Source organism: Nocardia cyriacigeorgica NBRC 100375, assembly GCF_000308555.1.
GTDB lineage: Bacteria > Actinomycetota > Actinomycetes > Mycobacteriales > Mycobacteriaceae > Nocardia > Nocardia cyriacigeorgica.
Genome location: NZ_BAFY01000143.1, coordinates 21,892 through 39,062, shown reverse-complemented (window position 1 = coordinate 39,062; position 17,171 = coordinate 21,892). Strand labels below are relative to the sequence as shown.

The 17,171-nt window shown below is 68.8% G+C and carries 13 protein-coding genes; 4 read left to right on the top strand and 9 right to left on the bottom strand.

Going from position 1 to position 17,171, the window contains the following annotated elements:
* Positions 1 to 688: cytochrome P450 family protein (locus RJ05_RS31410; RefSeq protein ID WP_036537649.1), on the top strand; the 688-nt coding region annotated here is incomplete at its 5' end.
* A gap of 456 nt (positions 689 to 1,144) precedes the next feature.
* Positions 1,145 to 2,395, top strand: coding sequence for a cytochrome P450 (locus RJ05_RS14240; RefSeq protein WP_036537661.1), 1,251 nt, complete (start codon positions 1,145 to 1,147; stop codon positions 2,393 to 2,395).
* Positions 2,396 to 2,456: 61 nt separating this feature from the next.
* On the opposite strand, the gene RJ05_RS14235 is transcribed toward RJ05_RS14240, so the two are convergent.
* Both RJ05_RS14235 and RJ05_RS14230 read right to left on the bottom strand, forming a co-directional pair.
* On the bottom strand, positions 2,457 to 4,046 hold the full coding sequence (locus tag RJ05_RS14235; protein ID WP_051016568.1) for an ABC transporter permease: 1,590 nt from the start codon (positions 4,044 to 4,046) through the stop codon (positions 2,457 to 2,459).
* On the bottom strand, positions 4,043 to 4,957 hold the full coding sequence (locus RJ05_RS14230; protein ID WP_036537648.1) for an ABC transporter ATP-binding protein: 915 nt from the start codon (positions 4,955 to 4,957) through the stop codon (positions 4,043 to 4,045). Before RJ05_RS14230 ends, RJ05_RS14235 begins: the two co-directional genes overlap by 4 nt.
* Positions 4,958 to 5,227: 270 nt before the next feature.
* Between RJ05_RS14230 and RJ05_RS14225 the strand changes: the two genes are divergently transcribed.
* Positions 5,228 to 6,271, top strand: coding sequence for an alpha/beta fold hydrolase (locus RJ05_RS14225; protein WP_036537647.1), 1,044 nt, complete (start codon positions 5,228 to 5,230; stop codon positions 6,269 to 6,271).
* A gap of 219 nt (positions 6,272 to 6,490) precedes the next feature.
* Here the strand turns inward: RJ05_RS14225 and RJ05_RS14215 are convergent, their stop codons facing one another.
* Complete coding sequence (locus tag RJ05_RS14215; RefSeq protein ID WP_036537645.1) at positions 6,491 to 7,489, bottom strand: helix-turn-helix transcriptional regulator; 999 nt, start codon at positions 7,487 to 7,489, stop codon at positions 6,491 to 6,493.
* Positions 7,490 to 7,549: 60 nt separating this feature from the next.
* On the opposite strand from RJ05_RS14215, the gene RJ05_RS14210 reads away from it, so the two are divergent.
* Positions 7,550 to 9,832 (top strand): ATP-binding cassette domain-containing protein, encoded by a 2,283-nt coding sequence (locus RJ05_RS14210; protein ID WP_051016567.1) that lies wholly within the window; start codon positions 7,550 to 7,552, stop codon positions 9,830 to 9,832.
* Between the two features lie 160 nt (positions 9,833 to 9,992).
* Here the strand turns inward: RJ05_RS14210 and RJ05_RS14205 are convergent, their stop codons facing one another.
* The 6 genes from RJ05_RS14205 to RJ05_RS14180 all read right to left on the bottom strand — a co-directional run bounded on the left by RJ05_RS14205 (position 9,993) and on the right by RJ05_RS14180 (position 17,045).
* Positions 9,993 to 10,853 (bottom strand): universal stress protein, encoded by an 861-nt coding sequence (locus tag RJ05_RS14205; RefSeq protein WP_036537643.1) that lies wholly within the window; start codon positions 10,851 to 10,853, stop codon positions 9,993 to 9,995.
* Positions 10,854 to 10,863: 10 nt separating this feature from the next.
* On the bottom strand, positions 10,864 to 11,862 hold the full coding sequence (locus RJ05_RS14200) for an Acg family FMN-binding oxidoreductase (protein WP_051016566.1): 999 nt from the start codon (positions 11,860 to 11,862) through the stop codon (positions 10,864 to 10,866).
* Positions 11,863 to 12,000: 138 nt separating this feature from the next.
* Positions 12,001 to 12,732: a DUF8176 domain-containing protein gene (locus RJ05_RS29370; RefSeq protein ID WP_051016565.1), complete on the bottom strand. Its 732-nt coding sequence runs from the start codon at positions 12,730 to 12,732 to the stop codon at positions 12,001 to 12,003.
* A gap of 126 nt (positions 12,733 to 12,858) precedes the next feature.
* Positions 12,859 to 13,626 carry a L,D-transpeptidase gene (locus RJ05_RS14190; RefSeq protein ID WP_036537642.1) on the bottom strand — a complete coding sequence of 256 codons (768 nt, stop codon included), beginning with the start codon at positions 13,624 to 13,626 and terminating at the stop codon, positions 12,859 to 12,861.
* Between the two features lie 105 nt (positions 13,627 to 13,731).
* The gene (locus tag RJ05_RS14185) at positions 13,732 to 15,843 is read right to left on the bottom strand and encodes an amylo-alpha-1,6-glucosidase (protein ID WP_036537640.1); all 2,112 of its coding nucleotides are present in this window, start codon (positions 15,841 to 15,843) and stop codon (positions 13,732 to 13,734) included.
* Positions 15,840 to 17,045, bottom strand: a complete 1,206-nt coding sequence (locus RJ05_RS14180; protein WP_051016569.1) for a glycosyltransferase family 4 protein — start codon at positions 17,043 to 17,045, stop codon at positions 15,840 to 15,842. The genes RJ05_RS14185 and RJ05_RS14180 overlap by 4 nt, the downstream gene beginning before the upstream one ends.
* Between the last annotated feature and the right edge of the window lie 126 nt (positions 17,046 to 17,171).

The window sequence follows — 17,171 nt, the reverse complement described above, 5'->3', positions numbered from 1 at the left end:
AATGGCTGCGATCTTCGAAGGGATCGACGCCGAACAGGGCAATGCGATGCTGGAGCAGGCGCTGGCCGAGCTGACCGAGCGCAAGCGCCGCGAGCCCGGCGACGACCTGACCACCCGGTTGTTGCGTCACGAGACCCGCCTGTCCGACGCGGAAATGGTGCAGCAGTTGGTGGTGCTCTACGGCGCGGGCATCGAGCCGTTGCAGAACCTGATCGTCAATACGCTGCGGCTGATGCTCACCGACGACCGGTTCGCCGGCAGTGTGCTCGATGGCAGCCTGTCGACGCGCGACGCGCTCGACGAGGTGTTGTTCACCGACCCGCCGATGGCCAACTTCTGCAGCACCTATCCCCGTCAGCCCACCATGGTCGACGGCGTGTGGTTGCCCGCGCATCAGCCGGTGGTGATCAGCATGACCGGCTGCAACAACGACCCGGCGATCAACAACGGGCAATACGCCGACAATCGTTCGCATCTGGCCTTCAGCGCCGGACCGCACGCCTGCCCGGCGCGGTCGGTGGCCTATCTGGTGGCGTGCGACGCGATCGATGAATTGCTGGACGCGCTGCCCGAGCTGACGTTGGCGATCCCGGCCGAACAGCTCACCTGGCGGCCGGGTCCGTTCCATCGTGCGCTGTCGGCACTGCCCGCGGTATTCCCGAAATCGCCTCCCTTGCCCACGCACTGACGGGGCGGCGGCGTTCAGGGGTTCGCGCCGGCGACGTTCGCGCTGGCAACGACGTGGCCGCGCGCCCCGGTTGCCGAGCGTGAGCTGTCGATTGGTGAACTCTCACAACGAAATACGAGTATTTCTGTTCGCTCGCGGGGGCGTGCGTCGCGGCGGTACAGTCGGGCCTTCAGCTGGACAACGGGTACCGGGAGTTGCCCGCACGAAGGGGGCGGAGGGTAAGTGAGACCGCTGCTGTCGAACGCGGTTCGGGAGCAGACAGCGAGGCCGCGGACTTCGCATCGGCTGTGCGCACAGCCGGACGGCGTCACCGCACTCGCCGATCGTTTTTCTCGTGGGCAGGGCATCCGGGCGCAGCGGCGCGCCCGAGTCCGCCCCTACGGCGACGACCCGACGGTGACCCGGCACCGTCCGGCCGCCTTCGCCGAGGTCAGACCTGGAGTTCGTATCGTGACCATGCACCAACTCGCCGACACCGGCCGATCCTGTCCCGTCGCCCGCGCCATGCCGATGGATACCGACGGGCCTCGTATCTCGCTCTACGCGGCCGAATTCGCCGCCGATCCGCACCGCGCCTACCGGGAGATGCGCGAGCGCTACGGCGCCTTGGTCCCGGTGGAACTGGCGCCCGGTGTACCCGCCACCCTGGTGATCGGATATCGCACGGCGGTGCGCATCCTCAACGATCCGGACCATTTCCCCGCCGACCCGCGCGTATGGCAGAAGGATATTCCGTCGGACTGCCCGGTGCTGCCGCTGCTGGAGTGGCGCCCGCAGGCGTTGCGTAGTACCGGCGCCGAGCATGCCCGGTACCGGCAGGCCTATACCGAGGCCATCAACGGCGTGGATCTGCACACGCTGCACAGCACGGTCGAAAAGATCGCCATCCCGTTGATCAATACCTTCTGCGAGTCCGGCTCCGCGGAGCTGATCAGTCAGTACGCGTTCCCGCTCACTTTCGCCGTGCTCAACGAAATCCTCGGATTCCCGGCCGAACTGGGCCAGCGGGTGGCCACCGGCATGCAGGCGATCTTCGACGGCATCGACGCCGAGCGCGGCAATGCCATGATCACCGAGGCGGTCATGGAATTGGTCGCCGATAAGCGGGTGAACCCCGGCGACGATATCGCCACCCGGCTGCTGAACCACCCGGCGGCCCTGACCGAAGAAGAGATGATCCATCAGCTGGTCACGCTCTACGGGGCGGGCATCGAGCCGCAACAGAACCTGATCGTCAATACCGTACTGTTGATGCTGACCGATGATCGCTTCGCGGGCAGCGTGCTCGGCGGCAGCCTGTCCACCCGCGACGCGCTCGACGAGGTGTTGTTCACCGACCCGCCGATGGCGAATTTCTGCGTGAGCTATCCGCGCCAGCCGATCCTCATCGACGGCGTGTGGCTGCCCGCGCATCAGCCGGTGGTGATCAGCATGACCGGGTGCAACAACGATCCCGAGGTCAGCGCGGGCCGCTACCTCGACAACCGGTCACATCTGTCGTGGAGTGCCGGACCGCACGCGTGCCCGGCCAAATCGGTGGCGTATCTGGTGGTGCAGGACGCGATCGACCAGCTGCTCGATGTGCTGCCGGAGATGCGGTTGGCGGTGCCGGCCGATCAGCTGAGCTGGCGTCCCGGACCGTTTCACCGGGCGCTGGCCGCGATGCTGGTGGTCTTCCCGCCGTCGCCGCCGTTGTCGGTGCGGTGAGGATCCGGGCCGCTTCCCGTTGGTGACGGGAAGCGGCCCGGGGCCTATCTGCGATGACGGATCAGTTGGTCTCGATATCCCGGTGCCGGAAACCCAACGCGCCCACCGCACACAGAACCAGTGCGACGACCGCGGTGGTCAGCACCGGCCCCGGCGCGAAATCCACGGCCGGCACCAACGGGATGTTGTCGAAGGGGGAGATGCTCATCAACCAATCCGGGAATTTCAGCGTCGCCCCGAACATCAGCACCACGAAGCAGAACGCCAGTGCGATCCAGGCCCCCACGGTGGCCAGTGGCACAAACCCGAACAGCACCACCGTGATTGCGCCCAGCACCCACACCGCGGGTAGATAGGTCAGCGACGCGCCCAGCAGCGGAAGCAGCTGCGACATGTCTCCGGTCATCACGCCGTACATCAGGCCCATGCCGAACCCGCCGAGCGCCAGCACCACCGCCGACCCGGCCAGCATGATCACCAGATGCCCGGACAGCCAGCGCAATCGCGGCAGATCGGTGGACAGCAGCGGCTCCACCCGCCCGGCCGCCTCCTCCGCGCGCGGCCGCAGACCCGCGGAGGTCGTGTAGGCCGAACCGATCAACGCCAGCAGACCCGCCGACATGGCGTAGAAGGCGTCCACCAGGCTGCCCACGTCCTGCCCCAGCAGCTCGGCGAGATCGACATCGCCGAGCAGATCGCCCACATCGTCGCCGATCGATCCGAAAGCCAGTCCGGCCAGCAGCATCCCGATCGACCAGCCGATCAGCGATCCCCGCTGCAACCGCCACGCCAGTCCGAACGCGCTCCGCAATGATTCGCCTGCCCGCGCCGGACCCGGCCGCGGTGGCAGCACGCCCGCGCCGAAATCGCGGTGATCGAGCACCCGCCGCGCCGCCAGCGTGATCGCGACGGCCATGGCGAGCGAGAGCAGCGCCGGCCACCAGACCTCGCCGTCATAGGGACGCATGGCCTGACCCCAGCCCAGCGGCGACAACCACGAGAGCACCCCGTTGCCCACGTCGCCGACCGCGCGCAGCACATACGCGACCGCGATCGCCGCACCGGTGATGCCGTAGACCGCGCGCGTGCTCTCGGTGAGCTGGGCCGCCAGCAGCGCGATCGCCATGAACACCAGGCCGGCGCAGGTGGCGCCGACACCGAGCGCGATCGACCCGGCCGCGGGCAGGCCGTAGGAGATCAGGCTCAACGCCACCGCCAGGCCGTAGACCAGATTGGCCAGCACGGCCACGAGGGTCGCGCCGGTGAAGGCGGCATGCCTGCCGACCACACCGGACCGGATGAGTTCGTCGCGGCCGGTCTCCTCGTTGGCGCGGGTATGCCTGCCCACCAGGAACATGCTCATCAACCCGGCCACGATCATGCCGAAAGCACTGGCCTGGAACGCCACCTGGCCGCCGATGGTGTCGAGCACCCGGGGTGGGCCCGCCATGGCCACCATGGCGGCGTTGCCCTGCATGCTGGCCGCGACTCGGTCCAGATCGGCTTGGGTCGGATAGGCGAGATCCACGCCGACGGCCTGCGAGTAGTAGACGAAGGTGCCGCCGAGCAGCCAGAAGATCAGCGCGATCCGTTCCCGGCGCAGGAAGAAGCGGGTGAGGATGCCGGTGCCGGTCAGCGTCTCGGTGGTCACGATTCTTGCACCCCCGAGGCGGCGAGCTCGTCACCATAGTGGCGCAGGAACAGCTCTTCCAGCGTGGGCGGCTGACTGGTGAGCGTTCGAATCCCGAAGCCGGCGAGGTGGCTGATGGCCGCGTCCAGATCGACCGTATCGACCTGGAACCGGGCACGAGTGCCTTCCACCACCAGATCGTGCACGCCGGTGAGCTCGTCCAGGCCGGTCGGCGGGCGGACGGTCTCGCAGGCGATGGAGGTGCGGGTGAGATGGCGCAGGTCGGCCAGGCTGCCGGATTCGATGGCCTTGCCGTGGCGGATGATCGTCACCCGATCGCACAGCGCCTCGACCTGGGCCAGGATATGGCTGGACAGCAGGACGGTACGGCCGTGTTGTTTCACCACCTCGTCGATGCATTCCTGGAACACCGCTTCCATGAGCGGGTCGAGCCCTGAGGTCGGTTCGTCGAGCATGAGCAGCTCGACATCCGAGGCCAGGGCCGCCACCAGCGCCACCTTCTGCCGGTTGCCCTTGGAGTAGGTGCGGCCCTTCTTGGTCGGGTCCAGATCGAAGCGTTCCAGCAATTCTGCGCGGCGCTTCTCGTCCAGGCCCCCGCGGAGTTTGCCCATCAGGTCGATCACCTCGCCGCCGGTGAGATTGGGCCACAGGTTCACATCGCCGGGCACATACGCCAGCCGCCGGTGCAGCTCAGCGGCGCGCTCCCAGGGATCACCGCCCAGTAGTGTCGCGGTGCCGCTGTCGGCGCGCAGCAGTCCGAGCAGAACCCGGATGGTGGTCGATTTGCCGGCGCCGTTCGGGCCGAGGAAGCCGTGCACCTCACCGGTGGTGACGTGGAGGTCGAGCCCGTCGAGTGCACGGGTGCGGCCGAATGTCTTGACCAGGCCGGAGATATCGATTGCCGCAGACATGGTTCAACGGTAGCGACGCGTGGACCCCGGTGCGGGTCAACGGGAATCACCGGTGTGGCGCGGTTACGTGACGCCCGCGCCGGCGGTTGCCTGTGCCGTGGTGTGACCGTTGTCGCAAGCGGTGCGTGTCGGGCCGACCGATGGTTCACCGCGGCGTACTCCGACCGGCCGAGCAGTCGAGTGATCGCTGCCACAATTTGAGAGCCACGGTTAACTTACCGTATAGTAAGTTATCGCGTTGCCGAGGTTGAAAGGCGTAGAGGGGCTCACATGGTGTCGCTAGTGGGGGATCTGCCGCGCGCTGCGCGCAATATCTGGTCGCTGTCGTTCGGTGACGGCATCGAGCCGTACGCGCCGGCGCCGTCGACGGTCGTCTACGACGAACCGCACCGCTGTCTGCGCCGGTTCGATCGCGACGAGCCGTCCACACAGCGCCCGGTGCTGCTGGTGCCGCCGCTGGCGGTGACCCCTGCGTGCTTCGATCTGCGCGACGGGCAGAGCTTCGTGCGGTTCCTGCTGGAAACCGGCAGGCAGCCCTACGTCATCGACTACGGCCAGATGACCTACGCCGACCGCCACCTCGGGCTGGAGGAGTGGACCCACGACATCGTCCCGACCGCGATCCGGCGGGTCAGCCAGGAGCACGACGGTGCGGGCGTCGACGTCGTCGGCTGGTCGCTCGGCGGCATTCTCGCCGTGCTGGCCGGCGCCGGGCACGCGGATCTGCCGATCGCCTCCATCACCGCCATCGCGCCGCCGTTCGATCAGCGCAAGACGGTGACGGTGGCGCCGCTGCGGATCCTCGGCGCGGTCACCGGCGGTCGCGAGGTCGACCTCGCGACCAGGGTGTTCGGCGGCATCCCCAGCTACATCGTCCGCACCGGATTCCGGGTGCAGGCCTTCCAGCGTGAGCTCACGCGTCCGCTGTTCGTGGCCCGCAACATCCTCGACGAAGACGCGCTGGCCCGGATGGAGGCCATCGACCGGTTCATGGCGATGATGCCCGGCTACCCGGGCCGGCTCTACCGGCAGATCCACCGGTCGTTCATCCTGCGCAACGAGCTGGTCACCGGCACCATCCGGTTGCGTTCGGACCTGGTCGTGGAAACCGCGAAACTCACCTGCCCGGTCCTTATTCTGGGCAGCCGGACCGACCTGGTCGTGCCTGCGGCCGCCGCCCGCGCCGGAGTCGACGTACTCACCGGCGCGGAGGTGCGATTCGAAGAGGTCCCCGGTGGACACCTCGGTATCCTGGCGGGGCCTGCCGCACGGGAGACCACCTGGCGCGTGATCGACGAATTCCTCTCGCGCTGAGCGGATTCGCTCGCGAGCAGCTCGGGACACCGCTTTATCGGTTGCTGCCGAGAGTCGGGTGATGCCGCTGTATCGGGCGGTGTCCGATTCCGGGGTACTCACGTTTCGCGCTCACGTTGCCGCGCTGGTGTTCGCCGGTTACTCGTCCGGAGGCGCCATCGCGCACGTTGGCTCCGGTGGCGGAAGCCGCCGAGCGGTGTCCGGACTCGACGGTGCTGCTCACGCTTCGGGCGCCGCTCGGACCTTCGGTGCCGCCGCACGCAGTAGCCGTTCGCCGAGGTCGCGGCAACGGTCGCGGAACTCGTCGGGTTCCTCGATGACGAAATCCGCTCCGATGAGCGCGAGTTGGAGCACGAGCCATTCGAACGAGTCGACTCGGGTGATCACCCGTGACCGGTCCGAGCCCAGCGACTCGATATCGCAGTCCTGGAATTTCAGCGCGTCGCGGATCGCGGCGGCGGGAGCGTCCACCACGGCGACCGCGCGGTAACGGCGTGCGGTGAGACCGGCACGCAGATACGCGAGACCGGATTCGGCCGGCAGCGGCCGCGCGGTGAAACGGGCGCCGGTGGCCATGGCGTTGCTGATCCGGTCCAGCCGGAAAGTCCGCCAGTCGTCACGATCGAGGTCCCACGCCAGCAGATACCAGCGTAAATGCAGGTTGACCTGCCGATACGGTTCCACCCGCCGGGCCGTGCGGGCACCGGACTTGTTGGTGTAGTCGAAGTTGACGCGTTCACGCGCGCCGGCCGCGGCACCGAGCAGCGCCAGCAATTCGGCGTCGACCGCGGGCGCGATGAGCGGAGCCGCCTCGAGCGATGCGCGCACGGCTTCGGCGCGCAGGCGCAGCCGGGTGGGCAGGAATTGGTCGATCTTGCCGAAGGCCCGGTCGGCGGCGGCGCCGATATCGGTGTGCCCATCGACCGGTGGATCGTCGGTGCCGGTGGCGCCGAGCAGGGCCAGCGCGATGAGGGTGGCGACGGCCTCGTCGTCGTCGAGCACCAGCGGCGGCAGGGTGCGCCCGGCGGCCAGCTGGTAGTAGCCCGTAGGCCCCGGCTGGGTGGTGACCGGGTATCCGTGGGCACGCAGCCGATCGATATCGCGGCGCAGGGTGCGGGCACTCACGCCCAGCCTGGCCGACAGATCGCGGCCGCTGTAGCGACGGCCGGTCTGCAAGGTGGCCAGCAGTTCCAGCATCCGGCCGGTGGTATCGGACATACTTCCATTGTCCGCGAATTGCGGTCAGGATCCGGCCGCATCTGGACCTACCGTCGAAGTGTGACTCGATCAGCTACCGCACCCACTCGATCGGCTACCGCAGCCGAGCGCGCGATCCGCATCCGGGCAGCACGAACCAACAACCTGCGCGAGGTCGATATCGATATCCCGCGCGGTCAGCTGGTGGTTTTCGCCGGGGTGTCCGGTTCGGGCAAATCGTCGCTGGTGTTCGACACCATCGCCGCCGAGGCCGGCTATCAGCTCAACGAGACCTATCCACCGTTCGTGCGGAACCGTCTGCCGCGCTGGAGCAGGCCGGATGTGGACGCGATCGATGGTCTCTCGCCGGTGGTGGTGATCGACCAGAAACGCCTCGGCGGCAACGCCCGCTCCACCGTCGGCACCATCACCGACGCCTACACCTACCTCAGGTTGCTGTTCTCCCGGGTGAGCGAGCCGTATGTGGGGGAGTCCAACCACTTCTCCTTCAACGATCCCGCCGGCATGTGCCCGGCGTGCGCGGGATTGGGCGAGACCCTCGCCACCGATGTGGAGCGGGTGCTCGACCTGGACAAGTCCCTGGAGCAGGGCGCGATCCTGTTGCCGGGTTTCGGCGACGGACAGTTCTGGTACAAGCAGTACGCCGATATCGGCTCCTTCGATCCGGCGACGCCGCTGCGCGAGTGGACACCCGCCGAACGCGAGGCCCTGCTCTACGGCGGCGATGCGGCCGCGCGGCTCGGCACCCGTCCACCCAAGGACTACGAGGGCGTGGTGGAACGGTTCGAGCGGATCTACCTGCACACCGCCGACGAGATGTCGGAGCGCAAACTGGCGGTGGTGCAGCGGTTCACGCGTACCGAACGGTGCCGGGAGTGCGATGGCGAACGGCTGAAACCCGAGGCGCGCACGGCCACGGTGCTCGGCCACACCATCGTCGAACTCGGGCGGATGGAGATCGACGAGCTGGTCGAGATCGTCGCGGGAGTGCGCGAACCCGCTGTGCGGCCCGTGGTGCAAGCCTTGCGCGAGCGACTCGGCGCCCTGGTCACCATCGGACTCGGCTACCTGACCCTGTCGCGCCCGACGCTGACGCTGTCCGGCGGGGAATCCCAGCGCATCAAAACCATCCGCCATCTGGGCAGCAGCCTCACCGAAATGCTGTACATCTTCGACGAGCCGACCATCGGACTGCATCCGCACGACGTGCGCGCGATGACCGAACTGCTGAAACGATTGCGCGACAAGGGCAATGCGGTGCTCGTGGTCGAACACGATCCGGATGTGCTGCGGATCGCCGATCAGATCGTCGAGATCGGGCCGGGCGCGGGCACCGACGGCGGGCGCGTGGTGTTCCAAGGAGGATTCGACGACCTGCTGCGCACCGACACGCCGACCGGGCGCGGCCTGCGGCAGCAGCGCACACCGCGAACACCACGGACCGCCGCGGGAAAGATCCGGATCGAGAACGCCACCCGCAACAACCTCGCCGGGCTCGACGTCGACATCCCGACCGGCGTCCTCACCGTGTTCACCGGCGTGGCCGGTTCCGGCAAATCCAGCCTCGCCGCCGAACTCGCCGCACAGCATCCGGCCACCGTCGTCGACCAGCGCCCGGTGAGCACGAACCGGCGTTCGACGCCGATCACCTACACCGGAATCGCGCCTGCCATCCGCAAGCTGTTCGCCCGCCACAACGCGGTGCCCGCCGCGCTGTTCAGCGCCAACTCCGCCGGCGCCTGCCCGGCCTGCAAGGGGCTCGGGGTGATCTACACCGATCTGGCCTTCATGGACGGCCAGGAGGTGGTCTGCGAAACCTGCGGTGGCCGGCGGTTCACCGAGGAAGTGCTCGGCTACCGCGTCGACGGACTGTCGATCGCCGATATCGACGACCTCACCGTCGACGAGGCGCTGCGACGTCTGAGCACCCCCGCCATCACCTCCGCTCTCGGCCATATCGCCGACGTCGGCCTCGGCTACCTGCGGCTGGGCCAATCGCTGACGACCCTGTCCGGCGGCGAATGCCAGCGCCTGAAGATCGCCAAGGAGCTGGCCGCCCGCGCCGAGCACACCCTCTACATCCTCGACGAGCCGACCACCGGCCTGCACCTGTCCGATATCGACACCCTGCTCGGGGTGCTGGACACCCTGGTCGGCAAGGGCGACACGGTGGTCGTCATCGAACACAACCTCGAGGTCATCCGGCGCGCGGACCGCATCGTCGATCTCGGACCGGGTCCGGGTCGCCGGGGCGGGCGCATCATCGTCGAGGGCACACCCGAACAGCTCGCGGCCTGCGCCGAATCGGCGACCGGGCGCGCGCTGCGCGAGACGATGGGGTGATCCCGCGCCGGCGGCGATGCGTTCGGATGAGCCGGATTCTGTTGTCGGACAAGGCGAGCTGCCGTCGGTCGTGCCCGCTGTGAGTGATCCGCAGGCGGCGTCGGCCGGTGGCCTGTGTCCTGCGTGAAATCACACGCGTCTACGGCACCGGCCGTACCGCTCAGGAGGCCGAACGGGCGATGATCACCGGGCACTCGGCGGCGTGCAGCACCGCCTGGCCGACCGAGCCGAGGGTCATGCCGACGAACCCGCCGCGTCCATGGCTGCCGACCACCAGCAGTCGGGCGTCGGCGGCGGTGTCGATCAGCAAGCGCGCGGGCCGCTCCTCGGCGACGACCTGGCGCACCGCGACCTCGGGGTAGCGGGTGCGCCACGGTGCCAGGGCGTCGGACAGTTTCGACTCGGCCTCGGCCGCGAGCTCGGCCCTGGACAGGTAGCGGTAGAACTCCGACCACGCCGTCACCGCCACCAGCTCGGCACCGCGGCGGGCGGCCTGGTCGAAGGCGACGGCGATGGCGTGCACGCTGCTCGGCGAACAATCGGTCCCGACCACCACCGGACCGTCGGTGCGCTCGGCGAGTTCCGGGATCACCGCGACCGGGCAGTGCGCGTGCCGGGCCAGCGAGGTGCTCACCGAACCGAGCAGCCCGCGCCGCAGCGCGCCGAGGCCACGGGTGCCGACGACCAGAATCCTGGCCGTGGTGGAGCGTTCCCGCAGCAGCGGCACGGGCGCGGCTTCCCGCACGACGGTCTCGATCTCGATCGGACCGATGGGCGCGGCGGCCGCGGTGGCGATCTCGCGGGCTTCGGCCAGCGCTTCCTGTCCGGCCTTGCGGTAGCTCTCGGCGTCGATGGGGGCGTAGCCGAGGGTCGGGCCCACATCGATCGGCACGCCGATCGCGTACACGATATGTAGCGGGCTGCCGTGGCGGGCGGCGTCGGCGGCGGCCCAGCGCACCGCGCCGATAGCGGATCGGGAGCCATCGGCACCGACGACCACCGGGGCGTTGTCAGCGGACATGGCCTGCTCCTCAGAGCGCCGTGCGGCCGGCGGTGAAGAACTCGGTGACCGGGCGTCTGGGGGTGGGCGGCTGCTCCGGCTCGTCGGGCGCGGCGCCGATGCGCACCACCACCTGCGGGACGGCCGGTCGTGGAATCAGCCCGGCGATGATGCGCCGGCTCGACGGCAGTTCGGTGATGTGGGTCAGCGGACAGGTCGCCAGCCCGGCCGCGGTGCATTCCAGCAACACGGCCGACAGGGCCTCGCCGGTGCGCAGCCACGGCAGCGGAGCGTCGTCGGTGCAGCTGAGTACCGCCAGCCGGGCATGATCGTCGAGATCACCGCGCCGCAGCGAGCGAGGCCCGGCCGGGAAATCGCGGCCGACGCCGACCTGCGCGAGCTCGGCGTTCGAGGCGAGCGCCGTGGCCGGAATGCCGTCCAGGTTGGCGATATTGCCTGCCCACCAGTGCAATTCGTGCTGGTAGTGCGGATCGTGACGACGCAGGGCCGAGGACTGTTCCGAGGCCGCGGCCAGGCGCGGTCGCGCCGAATCGTCGAGCTCGTCGAATTCGACGTCGAAGGCCGAGACCAGGGCGCGCACCCTGGGGCCGACCTCGTCCCAGTGCGGTGGTTCGAGCATCGGCAGCCGGTCGGTGTGGCGCCGGTCGATCGCACGGGCGAGGGCAGAGGTTCGCTGCGGTGGATCCGGCCAGGGCCGGAACTCGAGGGTCGCCAGATGGTCGCGGTGCGCCGGGTCGGGCAGCCGCGCGATGTCGGTGTGCCAGCCGCGCGCGGCGAACGCGATGCTCACATGATGCAGCATCGCACCGCAGCTGATCACCAGTTGCCTGCCCTGGGGATCGGCCGAGTGCAGCCTGCGTTGGCCGTCGCCGTAGAGGTGGAGCCGGGTTCCGTCGAAGACCCAGCGCCAGGGCTGGGTGTTGTGCACCGACGGCGCCCGGCAGGCCAGCCGCAACGCGGCCAGCACCGTCGGATGCTCGGGGACCCGAACTTCGTCGATGTTGGTCATATCTGCGAGTGTGCTCCTCCCTCGGAGGCCTGACCAGGGTCGTCGGTCGCATGTCGGATGCCGGGGCACCCGGCTCGCGCCAACCGGTACCGCCGCCGCGAGATGGACTCGGCGGCGTCGACCGGGTACCGGCAGCGCTCAGGCGATGGGCCTGATCCCCGTGATGAGCGTGCGCCCGCCGACCGCGGCGGTGGTGACGAGCTGAGGGTTGTAGGTGATCGGCTGGGTCTGCGGCCGGTATTCGGTGACGACGACCGTGTACTGGCCGACGAACGCGCCCGGACTGATCGCGAGGCAATGCGTCGTACCCGCCGGCACCGAATCGATGCCGCGCTGGATATCGGCCGCCGACGGCACCGCCGCACCAGGAGCGACGACGGTTCGGGCCTGCTCCCCGGAACGCGCGACGTAGAAGGCGTGCTGGAAGGCGAAGATGGCCGCGGTCCCGGAATCGTCCCCACCGGCGGCATTGCCCTGGATCCGGTTGCCCACCCGTTCCGGCGCACACGCGACCGCATCGCCGGACGGTGCCGGAATCACGATGTCGGGACGCGCCTTGGCGGTCGCCGGCTCGCCGCTCGGCCCACTGAAGTGCACGTACGCGGCCGCGAGCAGGGCTGTGGCGCCGAGCAGGCCGAGCAGCGGTGGGGCCCAGAGGCGTAGGCCGCGGCGCCGTTCGATCGGTTCCCGGCGGCCGATGCGCACGGGCGGGTCCTGGCCGGGTGGTGTGGGCCGGCCCGGCGGGATCTTCTTCGGCGCGGGCAGCGACGACATCCAGTCGGCCCATTCGCCCACATAGTCGGCCTTCGCGCCGCTCGCTTCGCTGCCGGACGGCGCTTGGTCCCCGCGCGCATCGTCCCGTCGATCCATAACGCCCCCACCTTCGTCAGGTTCTTCCGTCAGGTCCACCTATTTGTACTGGACGGACGGGGCGATGGACGCTCACGACACCCGCCCGGGCGGGTCGTGCGACCCGCCCGGTGCGCGGTGCGGGAATCACCAGTGCGTGGTGACCGGGTCGCCGATGCCGACGTTCTCGTAGTACCAGGCCGCGTCGCCGGGGGCGAGGTTGATGCAGCCGTGGCTGACGTTGGCATAGCCCTGGGAGTCGACCGACCAGGGCGCCGAATGGACGAATACGCCGCTCCAGGTCAGGCGCACGCCGTACTCGCCGTCGATCAGGTATCCCTCCGGCGAATCCAGCGGGATGCCGATGGTGCGCGAATCGAAGACGATGTGGCGGAACTTCTCCAGCACCGGGAAGGTCCCGGTCGGAGTCTCCCAGCCCGGCTTGCCCATCGAGGCGGGCATCACCCGGACCACCTGACCGCCGATGCTGACGGTGAAAGTGTGCGCCGACATGTCCGCGTCGGCCACGACGCCGGCATTGGTGGCGAACTCGGTGCGGACCTGATCGCCGAAGCGCACACCGATGGTGGCGTTCGCGGGCAGGTAGCCGGTCGGAGTCCAGGTCAGTTGCCGGTCGCCGGCCCAGGCGAAGGTGCCGGGCAACGGCCTGTCCGCGGTGATCGATACCGCCCGTTCGGCGGCGGCGCGATCGGCCACGTCGGCGTCGAAACGGATGGTCACCGGATGCGCGATGCCGACCGTACGGCCGGCGGAGGGCGTGATGGAGGCGACCGTACCGATATCCGCGCCGGGCGGAGATCGGTCGATCATCATGGTGTTCGCCGCGCCCGAACCGACCATGGCCAAGGCCATGATCGCGACGGCCAGGAACAGGTGCCGAACTACGCTTCGCATGGCTCCACCCCCTTCGAGACGGTGTGGTGGGCAGAAGTCCAGTCTAGGCGCGCATGATCAACTTCGACACCGGCCGTTGCCTGCTCGTTACGCGACGCGCCGCGGCTATTCCGTCACCAACTGCCAATCGTCGGGTAGGCCGTGCACGTGAATTTCCGAACCCTCCGCGTGCAGGGTAACCGTGGCGGGCCCGAGCCGCATGTCGGTGAGCGCGAGCTTGCCCCAGCGCCGCGGCAGTCGCGGAGTGACGATGAGCCGCCGGTTCGGCACGCACGGGGTGAGTCCGAGGAATGAGCGCACCAGCAGCAGCGGCGCCGCGCTGGCCCACGCCTGCGGTGAGCAGGACGTCGGGTACGGGATGGGGGAGCGGAATTCGGCGCGGCCGAAGCCGCAGAACAACTCCGGTAGCCGGCCACCGAACTCGGCGGCGGCGTCGAGCAGGCCGGTGGTGAGCCGTTCGGCCAGCTCGCTGGCACCCGGGATATGGCGGTAGCGCTGCAAACCGGCCACCGCGATGGCGGTGTCGTGCGGCCACACCGAGCCGTTGTGGTAGCTCATCGGGTTGTAGGCGCCCATGGTGGCGGCCAGGGTGCGCAATCCGAAGCCGGAGTCCATCGAGGCATCGGCGAGCTTGTCGATCAGCTCGGCGGCGCGCTCGTCGGCGACGATCCCGGTCCACAGACATTGGGCGGCGTTGCTGGTGAGCGCGTCGACCTGATGTTTGTGGCCGTCCAGCGCGATCGCGTACCAGCCGTTCTTGGCCACCCAGAACGCCTCGTCGAACCGGGACTTGAGGTCCTCGGCCTGACCGCGTAGCCGCACCGCGGTCTCGTGGTCGCCGAAATGGTCGGCCAGTTCGGCCCTGGCCAGCCGTGCGGCGTAGGCGTAGCCCTGGACTTCGCTGAGCGCGATGGACGGCTCGGCCAGGTGGCCGCTGGCGTCGTTGATCGCGTCGTAGCTGTCCTTCCAGCCCTGGTTGGTCAGGCCGCGGTCGGTTTTGCGGCGGTATTCGATGAAGCCGTCACCGTCGGCGTCGCCGTACTCGTCGATCCAGGCCAGCGCGGCGTCGGCGGCGGGCAGCAGCTCCCGGATCACCGATTCGTCGGCGCCCCAGCGCCAGCATTCGGCCAACAGCATCACGAACAGCGGGGTGGCGTCGATGGAACCGTAGTACACCTCGCCGCCGAGCACCTGACCACCGGCGGGACCGTGGCGCATCTCGTGCATGATCCGGCCCGGCTCCTCCTCGGTGATCGGTTCCACCTTGGTGCCCTGGAGTTTGGCCAGCTGGCGCAGCGTGCCGACCGCCAGCGCCGAATCCAACGGCAGCGCCATCCACGAGGTGAGCAGGCTGTCACGGCCGAACAGGGTCATGAACCAGGGCGCGCCCGCCGCCACATAGGCCGGGGATCCGTCGCCGCGGCCGTCGATGCGCAAGGCGCCCAGATCGCTTTCGGTGCGTTGCAGCACCTGGGTGAGCCGAGCATCGGTGGCGGTCAGATCGGTCGCGGTGGCCCGCCAGGCCTTGAGCCTGCTGATCGGGCTGTCCTCATCGTCACCGAAGGCCATCTGCACCCGTCGATGCGCCACCACCGGCTGGACCAGGATCTCGGTCTTCCACTGCCCGTGCGCGGGCACCACCACCTGCCAGGTGACGGTGCCGGGCAGCATCACCGGATCGCCGGTGGCGCTGATGGTGACGCCGCGGCCGGGATCGGTGTGATCGATCAGGTGCAGTTCGCCGTCGACGGACTGGGCCTCGGCGCTGCCCAGATGCTTGCGGCCCTCCTTCACCGCGAACAAGTCGGCGAAATCGGCGTCGGCGAACAGGGTCACGGTGATCGCGGTGTCCTCGTGACCGAGGTTCTGCACGATGATCGCTTCCTTGAGCCCCTGGCCGATCATGCGTTTGCGCACGACCAGCACCGTGCTGTCGGCGATGCCCTGGCGCGGCTGCTTGCGCATGATGAACCGCGCCTTGAACGCCTCGGGGGTGAGCACGGTGAGCTGTTCGGCCGCTTGGCCGTCCAGCCGCAGCTCCCACCGCGAGATCACCCGTGCGTCGCGATAGAACAAGCCCTGCGAGGTCCCCGAATGGATATCGCCGAGCTGATCGGACAGGCAGAAAGTGCTCGCTTCGACGAGGGTGATGGTCCCCCCGCCGCCGTTGACGGCGGCGGGTTGACCGGAATTGAGGACCCTGAGGGGCTCACTCATGCTCGACTCCAAGCCGGTGTCGTGCCGTTGTCCGCGCGCAGACCGAGCAGGCCGCTGCGCCGGAGCTCGACGGTGGTCAATTCATCTGCCGGGCGATGGGATTCGTCCCACGCTTCGAGTATGCGGTAATAGGCCGCCTCATAGCCCGCGCCGAGCTGATCGACACCGAAAAGTTCTTCGACGCGCTTGCGGCAGGCGTAGGGATCCAGATCGCCTGCCTTGGCGATGGCGGCGGGCAGCTCTGCCGGGTCGTCGCAGATGATGCCGGTGACGCCGTCCACGATCACCTCCTCGACCGCGCCGCCGCGCAACGCCACCACCGGGGTGCCGCAGGCCATGGCCTCGATCATCACGATGCCGAAGGGCTCCTCCCAGCGGATCGGGAACAGCAGGCAGCGCGCCGAGGCCAGCAGCTTGCGCTTGGCCACCGCGTCGGCCTCGCCGAAGACGTGATCGCGTTCGGTCAGCAGCGGCTCGATTTCCTTGGCGAAGAACGCCTTTTCCGGCGGCTCATTGCATTTGCCTGCCAGGATCAACGGAATACCGGCCTCGTGCGCGGCATGCAGAGCCAGGTGCGGGCCCTTATAGGAGGCATAGCGGCCGAGGAACAGCGCGTAGTCCTTCTTCTCCACCTGGAACGGCCATTCGCTCGGCCGCAAGGCGTTGTGCACGCGGGCGATCCAGTTGAACGATGGGGCCAGTGCGCGCTGGCGATCGCTGATGGCGACCAGCCGGGTGTGTTCGTCGAGTGCGCCGTAGTAGTCGGACATATCGCCGTCGACCGGCCCGTGCACGGTGACGGCGGTCGGAATGCCCAGTGCCTCATAGGCGGGTGCGTTGAGCGGGCCGGCGAAGGTGTGGTCGTGGATGATGTCGATGGGCCTGCTGCGCGCCAGTTCCTCGATGATGCGACGGACCTTGAGCGCGTTGACCACCTCGGGGAACGGATCGCCGAGCCGGTCGGCCTGGATGCGATCCCATACCGGGATGAATTCCGCTGCGGTGCCCGGCTTTCCGGCGCCGAGCAGGGTGACCTGGTGGCCGCGCGCGACGAGAGTGTCGGCGAGTTCGGCCACCACCGCCTCCACTCCGCCGTATCCGGCGGGCGGGACATCGAAATAGGGGGGAGCGACGAGAACGATGCTCAGTGGCCGGTGCCGGGCGGCGCCGTTCAACGCGTCGCTGCCGGGTTTTCGACCCAGGATGTCGGAGTCGGAATCGGTGGTTTCGTGGGTGAAAATGGTGCTCAACTTAAACCCTCCTCAACAGTGGCCGCCGCCCGCGCGGAACGTGGCCGTCGGCCGATGGGTGGAGCTGATAGCAACGAA